This is a genomic window from Kitasatospora sp. NE20-6 (genome assembly GCF_045862635.1).
Map to the genome: position 1 here is coordinate 232529 of NZ_BPRL01000003.1, position 16670 is coordinate 249198.

Genomic DNA, 16670 nt, shown 5'->3' on the forward strand with positions numbered 1-16670 from the left:
CCGCCCGGCCGCCGGGGCGGGCGGGCCGGGCGGGGCCGACGGCCGGGGTGGGCGGCCGTCGGCGGGGGGAGCGGCCTCAGTTGACCGTGATGCCGTTCGCCGTGCACGCCTCGGCGAACTCGGGGGTGCAGACCTCGGAGGCCTTGTAGAGGTTGCCCGCGATGACCGTCGAGGCGACCTTGTCCTTGGTGACGACGATGGGGCTGAGCAGCATCGAGGGGATCTGCAGGCCGTTGCTCTCGGTCATGGCGCTCGCGACCGAGGTGATGTCGAGGCCCTTGACCAGGTAGACGGCCATGGTGGCGGCGGCGTCGGCCTCGGGCTTGTACGGCTTGTAGATCGTGTAGGCCTGGTCGCCGGCGAGGATGCGCTGGATGGCGTCGAGGGTGGCGTCCTGGCCGCCGACCGGCACCTTGATGCCGGCCGCCTTGAGGGCGGCGATGACGGAGGTGGCCATGCCGTCGTTGGCCGAGTAGACGGCCTGGATGCCGGACTTGCCGAAGTGCGAGATGGCCTCGTTGACCTTGGTCGCTGCGAGCTCGGGGCGCCATTCGCCGCTCTGCTCGTAGATGATCCTCTTGACCTTCTCGTCGAGGACCTTGTGCGCGCCCTTCTTGAACTGCCCGGCGTTCGGGTCGGAGCCGGCGCCGTTGATCATGACGACGTTGGCGCTCGACGCCTTGTTGCCGAGAGCGTCCAGCAGGGCCTGCCCCTGCAGTTCGCCAGTACGTTCGTTGTCGAAGGATATGTAGGCGGCAACGTTTCCGGCGGCGAGCCGGTCGTACGCGATGACCTTGGTGCCCTTCTTGGCGGCGGCTGCGACCCACGGCGCGGTGGCGCTCGAGTTGACCGGGTCGAGCAGGATCACCTTCACGCCCTTCGCGAGGAGCGCCTCGAACTGCTCCTTCTGCGCGGCCTCGTCGCCGTCGGCGTTGGCGTAGTCGACGGTGCACCGGGTGCACAGCGCCGCCACCGAGGCCTCGATCAGCGGCTTGTCGAAGCTCTCGTAGCGCGTGGACGAGGACTTCTCCGGGAGCAGCAGACCGATGGTCTTGTTCCCGGAGGAGGAGCCCGCGTCGGTGGACGAGCCGCAAGCGGCCAGTGACAGCGCCGCCGACACAGCAGCCGTGCCGGCGAGGATGCGACGCGTCAATGCGTTCATGGTGGGTGGTGCCTCCCTGACAGCGCCGCGACGTGCGGCGATCAGGAAGTCAATCCGTAACACGCGGCGCCCGTCAACAAGTAAAACATTTACGCAGACTTCTCGATCACATTGTTATCTTGTTGAATTCAAGATCGACCTGTGACCGTGCACATCCAAGTTCGGACGACAACTTCTCAACTCGGCGTCCCTGAGCGGCATACCGCGCCGCGGTCACCGCTCGGTGCGCACCACCAGGCACACCCCGGCGACCACGATCCCGCCACCGAGTACGATGGGCCAGGTCAGCGCCTCGGAGAGCACCAGCCACCCGAGCAGCACCGCCACCACCGGGTTGACGTACGCGTACGTCGCCACCAGCGGCAGCGGTGCGCGCTGCAGCAGCCACGCGTACGCGCTGAACGCCACGAGCGAGCCGAACACGACGAGGTACGCCAGCCCCGCCCAGGACGACGCCGAGACCGCCCCCGGATCGAAGCCCTGCGGCTCCTGCCGGACGCACGCGAGCACCAGTGCGCCCGCTCCGCCCGCGAGCATCTCGTACGCGCTCGCCGCCAGCGGGTTCGCCGGCATCGGCAGCCGGCCGGCCAGCACCGAGCCGCACGCCCACAGCAGCGACCCCGTCACCAGCGCGACCAGGCCCGCCGGCCGGACGTCGCCGGTGATGCCCGGCGCGCTCAGCACCACCAGGCCCAGCAGCCCGACCAGCACGCCCCCGAGCGTCGCGCCCGACGTCCGCACCCCCGTCACCCGGCGCACCACCACGACCCACAGCGGCACGCTCGCCACCATCAGCGCGGCCAGCCCGGACGGCACCGACCGCTCCGCCAGCACCACCATCCCGTTCCCGCCGACCAGCAGCAGGGCGCCGACCAGCGCCGCCGAGGCCAGCTCCCGCGGTGCCACCCGCAGCGCGGCCGGCCCCTGCCGCCACGCCAGCAGCCCGGCCAGCAGCACGCCGGCCGTCACGAACCGCGCCGCCGCCGAGAGGAACGGCGGCATGGTCTCCACCACCACCCGGATCGCCAGGTAGGTCGACCCCCACACCACGTAGACGATGCCGAGGGCGCCCCACACGGCGCCCGTGATCCGCGGCCCGGCACCGGCTCCGCCCGGGGCGGCCGCACCGGCCGGGACGGGTGCGGCGTCGACCGGGGCGGCGGAGGCGGAGGGGGTGGCGGAGGGCTCCCCGGCGGGCCGGTGCGAAGCCGATGTCATGCGTGTCTCCCTGGTTCGCTGCTGAACGTTCGTATGACACCACATCCGGGCCGCCCGGCGGGAGCCGCCGCCGGCCTGCGCCTTCCGGATGAAGTCACCGGCCGGGCGCACCCCCTCGGCCGTCCGGGTGCCCCGGCGGTGGTAGGCATGGACCGTCCGAGCGCCGACGGCCCCGACCCTGGGAGAGCACACGCGGTGGAGTGGTTCGCAGCACCCGAGTACTGGCTCGCCCGTGAGGTCTTCCAGCGGCTGCTCGCCCTCCTCTACACCCTCGGCTTCGTCGCCGCAGCCCGGCAGTTCCGCGCCCTGATCGGCGAGCACGGCATGACGCCCGTGCCCCGCTTCACCGCCGCCGTGCCGTTCCGCCGCTCGCCGAGCCTCTTCCACCTCCACTACGACGACCGCACCTTCGCCGCCACCGCCTGGACCGGAGCCGCCCTCGCCGCCGCCCTGGCCGCCGGCGCCGGCGACGCCCTCCCGCTGTGGGCCGCCATGCTCGCCTGGGCCGTGCTCTGGACGCTCTACCTCTCCATCGTCAACGTCGGCCAGACCTGGTACGCCTTCGGCTGGGAGTCGCTCCTGCTGGAAGCCGGCACGCTCGCCGCACTCCTCGGCAACGACACCGTCGCCCCGCCCGTCACCGTGCTCTGGCTGCTGCGCTGGCTGCTCTTCCGCGTCGAGTTCGGCGCCGGGATGATCAAGTGGCGGGGCGACCCCTGCTGGCGCGACCTCACCTGCCTCTACCACCACCACGAGACCCAGCCGATGCCCGGACCCCTCAGCTGGTTCTTCCACCACCTGCCCCGCCCGCTCCACCGGGTCGAGGCGGCCGCCAACCACGTCGTCCAGCTGCTCGTCCCGTTCGCCCTCTTCCTGCCCCAGCCGGCCGCGAGCGCCGCCGCCGCCCTGATGGCCCTCACCCAGCTCTGGCTCGTGCTCTCCGGCAACTTCGCCTGGCTGAACTGGCTCACCATCGCGCTCACCCTCACCGTCGTCGACGCCCGCACCGCCGACCGGCTGCTCCCCCTGCCTGCCACCCCCCGCCACACCGGCACCCCGCTCTGGTACGAGGTGCTCGTGCTCACCGCCACGGCCGGCATCCTCGCCCTCGGCGTCCGCCCCGCCCGCAACCTCCTCTCCCGCCGCCAGGTGATGAACCGCTCCTTCGACCGGCTCCACCTCGTCAACAGCTACGGCGCCTTCGGCTCCGTCACCCGCATCCGGCACGAGATCGTCCTCGAAGGCACGGACACCGCGCGGCCCGGGCCCGACACCCGCTGGCACGCCTACGAATTCCGGGGCAAACCGGGCGAACCCCGGCGAATGCCACGGCAGATCGCGCCGTACCACCTCCGCCTCGACTGGCTCATGTGGTTCGCCGCCATCTCACCGTCCTACGCGCGGCCCTGGTTCACGCCGCTCGTCGCCCGGCTCCTCGTCAACGACCCCGACACCCTCCGGCTGCTCCGCCACAACCCCTTCCCGGACACCCCGCCCGTCTGTGTCCGAGCCCGCCTCTACCGTTACCGGTACAGCAGTTGGCGCCGACTCAGGTCGACCGGCGAGTGGTGGCGGCGCGAACCGCTCCGCGACTTCCTGCCACCCGTCACGCTCAGCGACGTCCACCACCTCGCGCCCCTGCGCGGGCCATGACACGGCACAGCTCCGCAACAACCCAGCCCGGTGCGTGCACGCGTCGAACGGGCACCCGTATTCTGGCCCTCCGCGCCGCACCCGCCGAGCCGCACCAGGCGCCTTCTCCGCAAACCCCCTCCCGTCACCCGCCACGGAACCGGACTTCCACATGACAGTGCGCTACCTGAACGACGCCGACGCCTCGGTGCCGGCCCCGGCTGCCACTCCGGACGGCGAAGCCGGCCCGGACACCCGCGAGGAGCTCGGCCGCTACGCAGACCAGGGCGGATTCAGCCTCACCGCCGACGCCAACCCGTGGCTCGCCGCCACCGACACCGTCACCGGCCCCGAGGACGCCCGCGGAGCCTCGACGGTGCTCGCCGAACTCCGCAGCCTCGAAATCCGTGCCGTCGGCGCAGCCGTCACCGGCATCGCCGCCAAGGCCGAACTCGACGTCCCCGACACCCTGCTCGGCCTCGGCACCCTGCTCGACGTCCTGCAGCGCGTCCACACCACCGGGTCGACCCTCCGCGCCGAAGCCTTCGCCGCAGATCTCGACTCCCTCACCGCCGCCACCGGCAGCCGCCGCTGGCGTGCCGAGCAGGGCGTCAAGCTCTCCTGGAGCAAGCGCCGCGCCCTGCGCGCCGAGGCCCGCGGCCTCGTCGCCGGCAAGAAGCCCAAGCGCATCGAGCTGCACGCCGCCCTCGTCGCCGCAGCCGCCGCCCGTACCGACTGGGCCGCCCTCGCCACCGGCGACGGCCGCCCCACGGTGCCCGCCGACGGCGCCCTGCTCGCCGAGACCGCCCAGGCCATCGACGCGCTCGGCACCGCCGTCCGCGCCCTCGGCCGCCTCCTCCCCGGCCAGGACCCCGAGCAGCTCCAGCTCGCCGACCTCGCCGACCTCGTCGACCGGCTCGCCGCCGACGAGGGCACCCTCTACCGCCTCCCGGCCCTCGCCTCCCTGCGCACCGCCCTCGCCGCCCAGGGCCTGGACGGGCTCCTGGACGAGCTGACGGAGCGTCAGGCGGACCGCGAAGCGGCACTCGCCGCGTACGACCGCCGCACCGCCGCCGCCGAGGCCGAGGACACCACCGAGGCCGAGGAAGCCGCCCGCCAGGCGCTCGCCGCCGGCCCGCGCGAGAGCGGCGAGCAGACCGCGGCGGCCGAGGCCGAGCCGGTGGCCGAGGTCGAGCCTGCCGTTGAGGCTGAGCCGGTGGCCGAGGTCGAGCCCGTGGCTGAGGTTGAGCCGGTCGTCGAGGAGGCCGTCGAGGTCGAGGCCGAGCCCGTGGCTGAGGTCGAGCCTGCCGTTGAGGCTGAGCCGGTGGCCGAGGTCGAGCCCGTGGCTGAGGTTGAGCCTGCCGTTGAGGCTGAGCCGGTGGCCGAGGTCGAGCCCGTGGCTGAGGTTGAGCCGGTTGTCGAGGAGGCCGTCGAGGTCGAGGCCGAGCCCGTGGCTGAGGTTGAGCCGGTCGTTGAGGCTGAGCCTGCCGTTGAGGCTGAGCCGGTGGCTGAGGTTGAGCCGGTGGCTGAGGTTGAGCCGGTGGCCGAGGTCGAGCCTGCCGTTGAGGCTGAGCCGGTGGCTGAGGTTGAGCCGGTTGTCGAGGGGACCGTCGAGGTCGAGGCCGAGCCCGTCGCTGAGGCCGACCCGGTCGTCGAGGTCGAGGCCGAGCCCGTCGCTGAGGCCGACCCGGTCGTCGAGGTCGAGGCTGAGCCCGTCGCTGAGGTCGAGCCCGAGCCCGAGCCCGTCGCCGAGGCCGAGCCGGTTGTCGAGCCCGAGCCCGAGCCCGTTGCCGAGGTCGTCGAGAAGGCGGCTCCCGCCGCTGCCCCGGCTGCCCCGGCTGCCGCTGGTCGGCCGGCGAAGCCGGAGATCACCGCGGGCAAGGCGGTCACCGCGTACACCCCTGCCGAGCTGGCCGCGCTGGTGGGCTGGCTGGACGGTGACGGCACCACCCGCAGCGACGACGAGCTGCTGCGTGCCGCGATGAAGGAGCTGGGCTTCGCCCGGCTCGGTCCCCGTATCAAGGAGGCGCTGGGCGCCGCCGTGACGGAGGTCCGCGGCTGACGCCGTTCCGCAGGAGTGCCCGTGCCCGCCGGCGGATCACCGCCGGCGGGCACGGGTGTGTCGGGGCGGGGTCAGCCGACGGTGATGGCGTCGAGTTTGGCCCGCAGGTAGTCGGTGGAGTCGACGGGGGCGTGGGCGACGCGTCCGAGCGGGGCGGGGAGCGGGGCGACCGTCGTGTGCGGGTCGCACTCGTAGAAGTACACGAGCGACATGAGTTCCTCGTCGGGGGCCTCGGGGGAGGGCGGCAGCACCCGGTGCCGGCCTGAGCGCCACCGGTCGCCGGTCCAGCGGGCCATCAGGTCGCCGATGTTGACGGTGAGCGCGGCGGGGTCGTACGGGGCGTCGGCCCAGCCCTGTTCCTCCGTCCAGACCTGGAGGCCGCCGCGGCCCTGCTGGCGGTCGAGCAGGGTGACGGTGCCGAAGTCGGTGTGGGGTCCGATCCGGTACTGGCCGGGCAGGGGGGTGCCGACGGCGTCGGACGCCGGGTACCAGTTGATGTTGCAGGTGTAGGTGGGGGCGCCGGTGTGGCGGGTGAAGAAGTCCTCGGGGCGGCCGAGGGCGGCGGCGAGCAGGCGGAGGGTCTCGTCGGCGATGGTCCGCATGCGTGCCATGTACGCCTCGACGAGTCGCTGCAGGCCTGGGGCGTCGGTGTCGGGCCAGACGTTGCGCCGGAACCAGAACGCGTCGAGTTCGGCGTCGCCGGTGGTGTTCTCGGCGCCGACGGTCCACGACTCCTTGAGGTCGGGGGGTGTCGCGGTGCCTTCGGAGTAGCCGTTGGCCTCGGCGCCGGGGCCGAGCCAGCCGCGGCCGCCGACGGAGACGGCGTAGCGCCGCTTGACCGCGTCGGGCAGGGCGAAGAAGGCGCGGGCGGCGGCTCTGACCTCGGCGCGTTCGTCCTGCGTCACGCCGTGGCCGGTGATCAGCAGGAAGCCGGCCCGGCCGAGGGCCTCGTCGACGCTGCGGGCGGTGCGGGCGCGTTCGGTGTCCGTGCCGGCGGTCCACGCGCCGAGGTCGACGGTGGGAATGCGTACCTCTGCCATGTCGTCTGCTCCTACTCGCCGATGTCCTCGAACCACAGCTCCGGCCGGGCTGCGATGAAGTCCGTCATCAACCGCACGCAGGCGGGGTCGTCGACGATCGTGATGCCGACGCCGTGCCCGGCCAGCCAGTCGTGGCCGCCGCTGAAGGTGCGGGCCTCGCCGATCACCACCCGCCCGATCCCGAACTGCCGTACCAGGCCCGAGCAGTACCAGCACGGCGACAGGGTCGTCACCATGGTGGTGCGCCCGTAGCCGCGCAGCCGCCCGGCGGCGCGGAAGGCCGCCGTCTCCGCGTGCATCGACGGATCGCCGTCCTGCACGCGGCGGTTGTGGCCGCGTCCGAGGAGTTCGCCGTGCTCGTCGAAGAGTGCGGCGCCGATCGGCACCCCGCCCTCCGCGAGCCCGGCCCGGGCCTCCTCGACCGCGACCGCGAGCATGCGTCCGACATCCACCGTCTCCACCTCCGTCTGCGAAACACCACGGCAACGAATGCTGCGTACCCTCCCTGGCGCCGCATCCCTCGGACCGACGCGCCGCCTTTTTCCCTTCCGTCCTGCTTCCAGCGCCACCGCACCACCCACCCTCAGCCGCCTGACCTGCCGGGAGATCGACATGCCCGCTCTCACCGTCCGCGAGATCCTCGCCCTCGACGTCCTCGGCCCGGCCTCCCCGCTTCTGCTGGCGGGCCGCACCTCCCTCGACCGGCCCGTCCGCTGGGTGCACTCCAGCGAGGTCTACGAGGGCTGCAACTTCCTCTACGGGGGCGAGCTGCTCCTGACCAACGGCTACGGTCTGGCGCGGGCGTCCGCCGACCGGCAGCGCACGTACGTCCGCGAGCTCGCCACGCGGGCCGCGGCGGCGCTCTTCGTCGAGATCGGCCGCGCCCTGCCGGAGATGCCGGAGGCGGTGACCGCCGAGGCCGAGCGGCTGGGCCTGCCGCTGGTGGCGCTGCGCCGGGTCGTGCCGTTCGTGCGGATCGCCGAGGTGGTCAACACGGCGATCGTGTCGCTGTCGCTGGCCGCGCGGGCCACCCGCCGCTTCCGGGACTCCCCGCACACCGTGCCGGGCGGCGCCGACCAGGGGCGCGCCCTGCTCGCCGACCTGCTGGACGGTGTGCCGATCGGCCCCGCGGAGGCGTGTGCCCGGGCCGAACTCGCCGGCTTCCGCGTGCCGGAGGGCCACCGGCTGCTGGGGCTCGCCGCCCGCGGCCTGCCCGGTACGGTGCCGGGGCGGGTGACGGCTCCGGTGCCCGGCCGGGTCGGCGGCTCGGCCATGGCGGCCGAACTCGACGGCGGACTGCTCGCGCTGCTGGCCGTGCCGGCCTCGCCCGACCCCGTGCGGGCCGTGCGGGCCGCGCTGGAGGCGGTCGCGCCGCCCGGTGCCGTGGTGGGCCTGGGGTCCGCCGTACCGGCCGGTGCTGGCTGGCAGCGGAGCGGCGAGAGCCTGCGGGATGCGGCCGCCACCCTCGAACTCGCCGTCACCGTGCCGCCCGCCGAGCCGCGCCGGCCCGGCCCGGAGGAGCCGTACGTCGCCACCGCCCGGGCCTTCACCCTGGAGCGCGAACTCTCCCGTTCGGGCGGGCGCGAGCGCTGGACGCGGCTCGCCGAGGACGCCCTCGGACCGCTGCTGGACTGGGAGTCCCGGCACCCCAGCGATCTCGTCCGCACGCTGGAGGTGCACCTGCGCAACGGCTGCTCGCCGACCCGCACCGCCGGGCTGCTGCACATCGGCCGGCAGTCGTTCTACCAGCGGCTGGAGCGGATCGAGCGGCTGCTCGGGCTCGTGGTCGCCGACCCCGAGCTGCAGGCCGAACTGCTGCTCGCCACGTGCGCGCACCGGCTGCTGCAGGCCGCCGCCCCGGACCGTCCGGTGGCGCGGCGGCGCACCGTGCCGGCCGCTCAGCGGGTCGGCGCGAGTCCCGGCACCCGGCGCAGCGCCGTGTACAGCGCGGCCGTGAGCACGAACCCGGCGACGCAGGTGAGGTCGCCGATCGCGGGCTCCGCGCGGACGAGGTAGCCGCTGAAGTCCTCCTGGTTGGAGAAGAGCAGCACCGACACGACGGTGCCCAGCAGCATGGCGACCGGGCCCGCCCACACCTCGTAGCCGCCGTCCGTCATCCGGGACGAGGTGTCGGCGTCGCTCGTGCCTGCGCGGTGCCGGAGCCACTGGTCGGTCAGCACCACGGCCAGCCAGGGGGCCACCCAGTAGGCGATGACCAGCAGGAACGCCTCGTAGGAGTGGCCGGCGTCGTCGAGGCCGGCCCAGGCGACGAGGAAGCCGAGCACGCCGATCACCGCGGCGACGGGGCCGCGCGGCAGCCTGCGCAGACCGAGGGAGACGAAGGACATGCCGGCGGAGTAGATGTTGATGGCGTTGGCGGAGACGGCACCCAGCATGATCGCCAGGAGGGTCAGGTCGCCCAGCCAGCCCGGCAGGTGGCCGGTGAAGGCCGCCGTCGGGTTCTTCTCGCCGGTGGCGACGGTCGCGGAGGCAGCCCCGACGACGGCGAGCAGCGAGACGCCCGCGAAGACGCCGAGCGCCGGGTACAGCGCGACCTTCCAGCGGGTGGTGCCGGACGGCAGGTAGCGGGTGTAGTCGGAGGCGAACGGGTTCCAGCCCGCCGCGTAGCCGAATGCGGTGCTGAACGCGAGCAGGAAGCCTCCGGCGCTGCCCGCGGTGGACGCGGAGCCGCCGAGGTGGGCCTTGCCGAGCGTCACCGCCGACGCCGCCAGGAACACCACGGTGAGCACCGGCAGGGCGTACTGCTCGAAGCGGTGCACGAAGTTGTGCCCGAGGTACGCCACCGCGACCTGCGCCAGGACGACCAGCACCAGGCACGGCAGGGTCGGCCAGCCGGTCAGGCCCGCGAGGGCGAACGCCCCCGACACGCTGTTGACGGCGAACCAGCCCAGGCCCGCACCGGCCGCGTTGAGCGCCGCCGGCAGCGCGTTGCCCCAGCGGCCGAACGCGACCCGTCCGGCGACCATCTGCGGCACGCCGAACCGCGGGCCGTACGCGCTCAGCACGCCGTGGGTGAGCGAGCCGAGCGCGGTGCCGAGCAGCAGGGCGGCGGTGGCCGTCCAGAAGCCCAGGCCGAAGAACAGCACCGAGATCACCCCGATGTAGATCGTGGCGAACTCCATGTTGGGCGAGAGCCATGTCAGGAGCAGCCCCGACGGGCTTCCGTGCCGGGCCGGTTCGGGGACGGGCTCGGCGCCGGTGGGTTCGACCGCGAGCACGTGGGCGCCGTAGGCGGTGATCTCCGCGGCGGCGCCGGGGGCGGTGGTGGGGGCTGTCGTCATGTCCACAATCTCGACCCGCCGCCAGGACCCCCGCAACGGGCAACCCGCCCGCACCGCCGCCCCCCGGTGCGTACGGTCCGTACGCCCGGGAGCCCTGCGGTGCGGGCGGGTTGCCGCACCGTTACCCGCGGGTTTCACGGCCCGCGGAGCCGGCGGTCCTACCGTGCGGTGGCGGCCAGTCCGTCCAGCTCCTCCTTGCTCGGCGCCAGGGTGTTGCCGCCGAGCGGCTTCGGCGGTCCGGCGGGCTGCAGGGCGTACTGGCCCTGCAGCGGCGTGATCATCGAGGCCGGGGCGTCCGGGAAGGTGGTCAGGTACAGGAGGTACGACTGACCGGGAGTCAGCTGCTTGTCCTCCGAGGTGTACCGGGTGGTGCCGAGGAGACCGCCCAGCTGCTTGATCTCGACGCGGTCCCCGGCCTTGGCCGCGCCCTTGTAGACCTTGCCGACCGTGACGGCGACGACCGTCACCACGAGCGGCTGGTCGGCGGCGGCAGCGCCCGTGCCGGCGGCCGGGTTCAGCTTGGGATCGGTCCCCGTCGGGACGTTCGGGGTCAGGTTGCGCACCTCGCTGCCCGGCAGGGTGACCGCCTCGATCACGAGGTCGGCCTTCCCGAACAGCTCGCTGCTCGACGTGTAGGAGGGGTACGTGGCGTGGTACGCCACTTCGGTGATCGCGGACGACTGCCCCCCCGGCCGACGAGCACGCCGTGCTGCCGAGGGCGAGAGCACCTGCGCAGACCAGTGGGAGAATGAGCTTTTTCAACGCTTTCCCCGATTTCTAGTAGATGGCGTTGACGTCGTCGATGTCGTAGGTGGTCGGTTTGACCAGCGTGTTCCACGACTCGTATTTCATGATCGATGCCGATGACGTGGACGGGTTGTCGACGAGGCTGAGTCCGTGGCCCAGTTCGTGGCCGAAGACGCGGGTCACCATGTTGTTCCAGTTGGTCGCGTCCCGGACGATCGTGGTCGTGTTGAGCTTGATGCTGAACGTGCGGCTGCTGTTGCGTGACCCGGTGCTGGTGAAGAGCCCGTACCAGGTGTCCGCGTACGAGGTGACGCTGAGCGTGTTCGGCGAGTTGGAGAGCGTGCCGATGGCTGCCGGCGTGGGCGTGCCGTTCCAGTTGGAGATGGCGGCGGTCAGCGGCGTCTGCCAGGTGTCGTTGTAGGAGAAGGTCCGGATGCTGAAGCTCGCGGAGGGCATGCCTCCGGACCAGTAGGTCGCGTAGGCGGCCTGGGGTGCTGTCTGGGCGCCGATGCCGGCGACGGTCACGAGTGCTGTGAGCAGGCCGAGGCGGCCACTTGTCCGCACGGAATTCCACCTTCCGGATCATGGATTGTTTCCAAGCCGGAACGGCCTGCCGCTCCCCGGCGCCGAAGGTGCCGGATAACTGCGGGCGATGTGCGCCCGACGGCAGGTCATTTCCCCCCTGGTGCCTGCAGCCCAAGTGTCCGTCGTTGACGAATCAATGGAGTTCTTGCTATGGACGACAATGTCGTTCTGGAATTGTTTTGTCTCCGTCCTGTGTGTGTGGCGTATTTGTCGCCGTCCGCTGCATCCGATGCCTTTTGTCGCGATGGCGGGAGGCATTCGCCCCCCTTCGTCCGGGTCGCGGCGGCGGTCGGCGCCGCGGTGTCCGTCGCGGTGCCGGGACTTCGACGGAGCCGGGGCCCCCGCGGTTCCCCGGCCGCCGGGTGGCGGCCGGGGATGCGGATCCGTCCCGGCCGCCGGGCTCAGCCGCCGAACCGCAGCGTCTGCAGGTGCTCGGGCACGATCACCCGGCCGCCGGGTACGAGCCGGCGGGCCTCGGCGACGACGCCGTCGAGGTCCATGGAGCTGTCGGCCAGGGCGGGTTCGCCGATCGGGGTCTCGAAGTTGTCCCAGTGCACGGGCACGACCGTGCGGGGCCGTCCGAGGGCGTTCAGCAGCCGTGAGGCGTACGCGTGGGTGGTGCCGGTGCGGCTCGGCACGGCCACCATGGCGATGTCGGGCCGCAGCCCGGTGACGTGGCGTTCGACGAAGTCGCTCGCGCCCATGAGGAAGGCGGAGGGGCCGTCGCCGAAGCGGATCTGGAAGGCGAGCGTGTCGCCCTCGGGCAGGTCGGTGATGGTCCGCGGGGCCTGGGCGGGAGGCGCGGTGAGGGTGCCGGGCGCGAAGTAGGTGTGCTTGGCGTTGCGGCTGTGCAGGCTGCCGACGGTCTCCACGGTGAAGCCGTCGAAGTCGAGCACCTCACCGCCCTTGACGGGGACGAGCCGGCCCCGGTCGACGCCCATCGCCGCCAGCAGGTGGCAGGTCGTCTGGGTACCCATGACCGTCGCGCCGGTGGTCCGGGCGATGTGGGGCACGTCGTTGACGTGGTCCCAGTGGCTGTGGCTGACGAGGATCAGGTCCGGCCGGCCGGCGTGCTGCTCGACGAGGGCGGTGTCGACGGTGAGTTCGGTCGCCGGGTCGAAGGCGGGCTTGCGGCTGGTCGCGGGGAACAGCCCGGTGTCGTACCGGGTGAGGTACGGGTCGAGGAGCACCGTCCGTCCGGAACCCTCGATCCGCCAGCCGGAGTTGCCGAGCCAGGTGAAGGCGGTCGCGGTGCCGCCCGTCGGGGCGGGGTCCGCCGCGGGGGCCGCGGCCGCGGCGTGGGCGGGCAGGGCGGCGGCGGGGAGGGCGGCTGCCCCCGCGGCGGCCGTCCTCAGCAGGGTGCGTCGTGCCAACGGGTGTGCGGTCACGGGTTTCTGACATCCTCTCGGCCGATGGGGCGCAGGCGAACTCCTGTGCCCGGCGGGAAGGACCGCATACCGACCGTTCCGGTTCCGCCGAGGCCCCCGGCGGTCCGGCCGGACCGGCCCGTAGGCTTTTCCCATGCGAGACGTTGCGGCGGGGATCGGCTATCTCTTCAAGGGCCAGCGGTGGGTGGCCGGGCATGCCCGGTGGTGGGGGTTCGGGATGATCCCGGCGCTGATCGCCCTGGTGGGGTACGTGGCGGCGATGGTCGCGCTCGTGGTCTGGTCCGGCGACCTCGCCGACTGGGCGACGCCGTTCGCCGACGACTGGGCCTCGCCGTGGCAGGGCCTGCTGCGCGGGGCGCTGGCGGCCACGGTGGTGGTGGGCGGCGGCCTGCTGTCGGTGGTGACCTTCACCGCGGTGACGCTCCTGGTGGGGCAGCCGTTCTACGAGTCGCTCTGCGAGAAGGTCGACGAGACCGAGGGCGGCGCCCCGGCCAAGCCGGACGTGCCGCTCTGGCGGGAGCTGCTGGTGTCGGCGCGCGACAGCCTGTCGGTGCTGCTGCGGGTGGTGGCGATCGGCGTGCTGCTGTTCGCGGGCGGCTTCCTGCCGGTGGTGGGGCAGACGGTGGTGCCGGTGCTCGGCGTGCTGGCCTCCGGCTACTTCCTGACGGTGGAGCTGGCGGCGGTGGCCCTGCAGCGCCGCGGCATCCCGCAGCGCGAGCGGCTGCGGCTGCTGCGGTCGCGGCTGGGGCTGGCGCTGGGTTTCGGCGCGCCGCTGGTGCTGCTCTTCCTGGTGCCGTTCCTGACCGTGCTGGCGATGCCGGGCGCGGTGGCCGGCGCCACCCTGCTCGCCCGCGACCTCGCCCCGGTGGGCGACACCGGCGAGGAGGGTGCCGACGGGGACGACACCGAGGAGGAGGGTGCCGGCGGCCGGAGCGCGGACGGCGCCCACGGTGGGTACGGCGGCCGCGGCGGGCACGGGCCGGAGCACGACGGCCGCGCCGGGCGGAGCATCGACTTCAGCAAGTGACACGGCCGAAGCCACGCAGTGTGACGGTGATTTGACTTTCCGCCACCATCTGGCGGATAAAAGCCGCATGAGCGCACCGGCACGCACCCGAGCGACCGCGACCCCGCCGGCCCCGGCCGGGATCGATCTTGCGGACCCCGGCTTCTGGCGGCTCCCCGACCGGGACCGGGCGGCGGCCTTCGCCGAGCTCCGCCGCCTGGACGGCCCGGTGCGCTTCACCGACCGGGCGTCGGGGCGGTCCTTCCTGGCGCTCGTCCGGCACGCCGACGTGGTGGCCGCGAGCCGTACTCCCGAGGTGTTCGTCAGCGGTCCGGGCGTCACCACGCCCGAGCCGGCGGGCTGGGTGCGGGCGCTGTTCGGCGACTCGATGGTCAACCTCGACGACCCGCACCACGCGGACCTGCGGCGGATCGTCTCGCGGGCCTTCACCCCGCGGCTGATCTCCCGGGTGGAGGACGACATCCGGCGGGTCGCCGCGCGGGTCGTCGACGACGTGCTGGAGCGCCGGCCGGACGACTTCGTGTCGGCGGTCGCCGCGGAGCTGCCGTACCAGGTGATCTGCAACATGATGGGGATCCCGGAGCGGCAGCGCCGGCAGATCCTCGCGCTGGTCAACCACGCGTCCGAGCACACCGGGGTGGCGCGCAGCCGGCTGCGGGTGCCGGGCCGGGGGCTGCGGGCGCTGGGCCGGATGCAGCTCGTCATCGCGGCACTCGGCCGGGAGCGCCGCCGGCGTCCGGCCGACGACCTGATCTCGGCGCTGGTCACCGCGGACGTCGACGGCCGGCACCTCAACTCCCGTGAGCTGGGCGCCTTCTTCTCGCTGCTGCTGGTCGCCGGCGTGGAGACGACCCGTAACGCGCTCGCGCACGGCCTGCACCTGCTGACCGTGCACCCGGAGCAGCGCGCCCTGCTGCTGGACGACTTCGAGCCGCGGGTCGGCGGTGCGGTGGAGGAGATCGTCCGCTGGTCCACGCCGATCGTGCAGTTCCGCCGGACGGTCGCCGCCGATCACGACCTGCACGGCACCCGCCTGGTGCAGGGGGAGAAGGTGGTGCTGTTCTTCGGCGCGGCCAACCGCGACGAGGCGGTCTTCGCCGACCCGGAGTCCTTCGACATCACCCGCTCGCCCAACCCGCACCTGGGGTTCGGCGGCGGCGGCCCGCACTTCTGCCTCGGCGCCTACCTGGCCCGGCAGGAGATGAAGGTGCTCTACCGCGAGCTCTTCGCCCGGCTGCCGGAGGTGCGGTCGGTGGGCGAGCCGGTGCTGATCCCGTCCAGTTTCGACCACCGGGTGCGGTCGCTGCGCTTCACCGGCTGAGCGCGCCTGCCGCGGCCGGCCCGGCGGTCCGCGCGCCGGTCCCCGTGTCCGTCCGTGCCCCTGTCCCTGTCTCCGTCTCCGTCCGTGCGTCCGGGGCCGCGTCCGGCCCGGCGGCGGCGATGGCGAGGGCGGCGGCGCCGACCAGTCCGGCGTCGGTGCCGAGCAGTGCGGGGGTGACGGTGAGGCCCGCGGTGAAGGGCAGTGCGGCGTAGGTGGCGAGGTGGCGCCGCAGGGGTGCGAAGAAGAGTTCGCCCGCGCCTGCGACGCCGCCGCCGACGACGACCGTGTCGAGTTCGACCAGGGTGGCGGTGGCGGCGATGCCGGCGGCGAGGGCCTGGGCGGCCCGGTCGAAGGCGCCGATCGCGACGGGATCCCCGGCGGCGGCCGAGGCGGCGACGGCCGCGGCGGAGGCGTCGGGGCCGGTGGGCCGCCAGCCGTGGTCGTGGGCGTGACGGGCGATGGCCGTGCCGCTGGCGAGCAGTTCGAGGCAGCCGCGCGAGCCGCACGGGCAGGGGTCTCCGTCGAGGTCGACGGTGATGTGGCCGAGGTGGCCGGCGTTGCCCGTGGGGCCGGTGTGCACGGCGCCGTCCAGGACGAGTCCGCCGCCCACGCCAGTGGAGACGACGATGCAGAGGGCGCTGCGGTGCCCGCGGGCGGCGCCCCGCCAGTGTTCGGCGGCGGTCATGGCGACGGCGTCGCCGCCGAGGACGGCGGGCAGGCCGCGGGCGGCGGGGTGGGCGGCGATGTGGTCGAGCACGGGGAATCCGCGCCAGGCGGGGATGTTGACCGGGCTGACCCGGCCGGCCCGGATGTCGACGGGGCCCGCGCTGCCGACGCCCAGGGCGACCGCCTCGGGCCAGGACGGGTGCCCGGCGAGTTCGGTGAGCACCTCGTCGAGGGCCCGTGCCACGACGTCGGCGGCCTCCCGGGCGGGGGTGGGGCGCTGCACCTGCGTGAGGAGCGTGCCCTCGGCGTCGACGAGGCCACCGGCGATCTTCGTGCCGCCGATGTCCAGGGCCGCGTAGAGCGGGGATGCCGCGGCGGGCCTGGGCCGGTGGGGGGCGGTCCGCTGCTTGCTCATGGTGGCTCTCCGGCCGGTGCGTCGGGTCGTGGTGCGGCGGGTCCGGTGGGTCACCGGACCGCCCGGGACGAGTCTGGACTGCCAAGACAACGTTGTCCAGCTCCG

14 protein-coding genes are annotated in these 16670 nt (G+C 73.5%); 5 read left to right on the forward strand and 9 right to left on the reverse strand.

Annotated elements, in window-relative coordinates:
* Positions 1–76 precede the first annotated feature (76 nt).
* Together SNE206_RS03300 and SNE206_RS03305 are read right to left on the reverse strand one after the other, a co-directional pair.
* Entirely contained in the window at positions 77–1162 is a 1086-nt protein-coding gene (locus SNE206_RS03300; RefSeq protein WP_407911792.1) for a sugar ABC transporter substrate-binding protein, read from the reverse strand.
* A gap of 213 nt (positions 1163–1375) precedes the next feature.
* Complete coding sequence (locus SNE206_RS03305) at positions 1376–2380, reverse strand: EamA family transporter (RefSeq protein ID WP_407911793.1); 1005 nt, start codon at positions 2378–2380, stop codon at positions 1376–1378.
* A gap of 195 nt (positions 2381–2575) precedes the next feature.
* Here SNE206_RS03305 and SNE206_RS03310 point away from each other — a divergent pair, with 195 nt between their 5' ends.
* Both SNE206_RS03310 and SNE206_RS03315 read left to right on the forward strand, forming a co-directional pair.
* A complete protein-coding gene (locus SNE206_RS03310; protein WP_407911979.1) occupies positions 2576–4033 on the forward strand; it encodes a lipase maturation factor family protein in 1458 nt (485 codons plus the stop codon).
* A gap of 151 nt (positions 4034–4184) precedes the next feature.
* Positions 4185–6074 carry a hypothetical protein gene (locus SNE206_RS03315; protein ID WP_407911794.1) on the forward strand — a complete coding sequence of 630 codons (1890 nt, stop codon included), beginning with the start codon at positions 4185–4187 and terminating at the stop codon, positions 6072–6074.
* A gap of 71 nt (positions 6075–6145) precedes the next feature.
* On the opposite strand, the gene SNE206_RS03320 is transcribed toward SNE206_RS03315, so the two are convergent.
* Both SNE206_RS03320 and SNE206_RS03325 read right to left on the reverse strand, forming a co-directional pair.
* Positions 6146–7114, reverse strand: a complete 969-nt coding sequence (locus SNE206_RS03320; RefSeq protein ID WP_407911795.1) for an isopenicillin N synthase family dioxygenase — start codon at positions 7112–7114, stop codon at positions 6146–6148.
* Between the two features lie 11 nt (positions 7115–7125).
* A complete protein-coding gene (locus tag SNE206_RS03325) occupies positions 7126–7551 on the reverse strand; it encodes a nucleoside deaminase (RefSeq protein ID WP_407911980.1) in 426 nt (141 codons plus the stop codon).
* A 175-nt stretch (positions 7552–7726) separates the two neighbouring features.
* Between SNE206_RS03325 and SNE206_RS03330 the strand changes: the two genes are divergently transcribed.
* Positions 7727–9130 (forward strand): PucR family transcriptional regulator, encoded by a 1404-nt coding sequence (locus SNE206_RS03330; protein WP_407911796.1) that lies wholly within the window; start codon positions 7727–7729, stop codon positions 9128–9130.
* On the opposite strand, the gene SNE206_RS03335 is transcribed toward SNE206_RS03330, so the two are convergent.
* From SNE206_RS03335 to SNE206_RS03350, 4 genes are all read right to left on the reverse strand, one after another.
* On the reverse strand, positions 9013–10416 hold the full coding sequence (locus tag SNE206_RS03335; protein ID WP_407911797.1) for a purine-cytosine permease family protein: 1404 nt from the start codon (positions 10414–10416) through the stop codon (positions 9013–9015). The genes SNE206_RS03330 and SNE206_RS03335 overlap by 118 nt on opposite strands.
* Before the next feature lie 158 nt (positions 10417–10574).
* Complete coding sequence (locus SNE206_RS03340; protein ID WP_407911798.1) at positions 10575–11078, reverse strand: hypothetical protein; 504 nt, start codon at positions 11076–11078, stop codon at positions 10575–10577.
* Positions 11079–11193: 115 nt separating this feature from the next.
* Entirely contained in the window at positions 11194–11727 is a 534-nt protein-coding gene (locus SNE206_RS03345) for a hypothetical protein (RefSeq protein WP_407911799.1), read from the reverse strand.
* A 422-nt stretch (positions 11728–12149) separates the two neighbouring features.
* Positions 12150–13136 carry an MBL fold metallo-hydrolase gene (locus tag SNE206_RS03350; RefSeq protein ID WP_407911800.1) on the reverse strand — a complete coding sequence of 329 codons (987 nt, stop codon included), beginning with the start codon at positions 13134–13136 and terminating at the stop codon, positions 12150–12152.
* 133 nt (positions 13137–13269) lie between these two features.
* Here SNE206_RS03350 and SNE206_RS03355 point away from each other — a divergent pair, with 133 nt between their 5' ends.
* Together SNE206_RS03355 and SNE206_RS03360 are read left to right on the forward strand one after the other, a co-directional pair.
* Positions 13270–14163, forward strand: a complete 894-nt coding sequence (locus SNE206_RS03355; RefSeq protein WP_407911801.1) for an EI24 domain-containing protein — start codon at positions 13270–13272, stop codon at positions 14161–14163.
* 67 nt (positions 14164–14230) lie between these two features.
* Complete coding sequence (locus tag SNE206_RS03360; protein ID WP_407911802.1) at positions 14231–15484, forward strand: cytochrome P450; 1254 nt, start codon at positions 14231–14233, stop codon at positions 15482–15484.
* Here SNE206_RS03360 and SNE206_RS03365 read toward each other — a convergent pair.
* A complete protein-coding gene (locus SNE206_RS03365) occupies positions 15474–16565 on the reverse strand; it encodes an ROK family protein (RefSeq protein WP_407911803.1) in 1092 nt (363 codons plus the stop codon). The two genes, SNE206_RS03360 and SNE206_RS03365, sit on opposite strands and share 11 nt — an antisense overlap.
* Positions 16566–16670 lie beyond the last annotated feature (105 nt).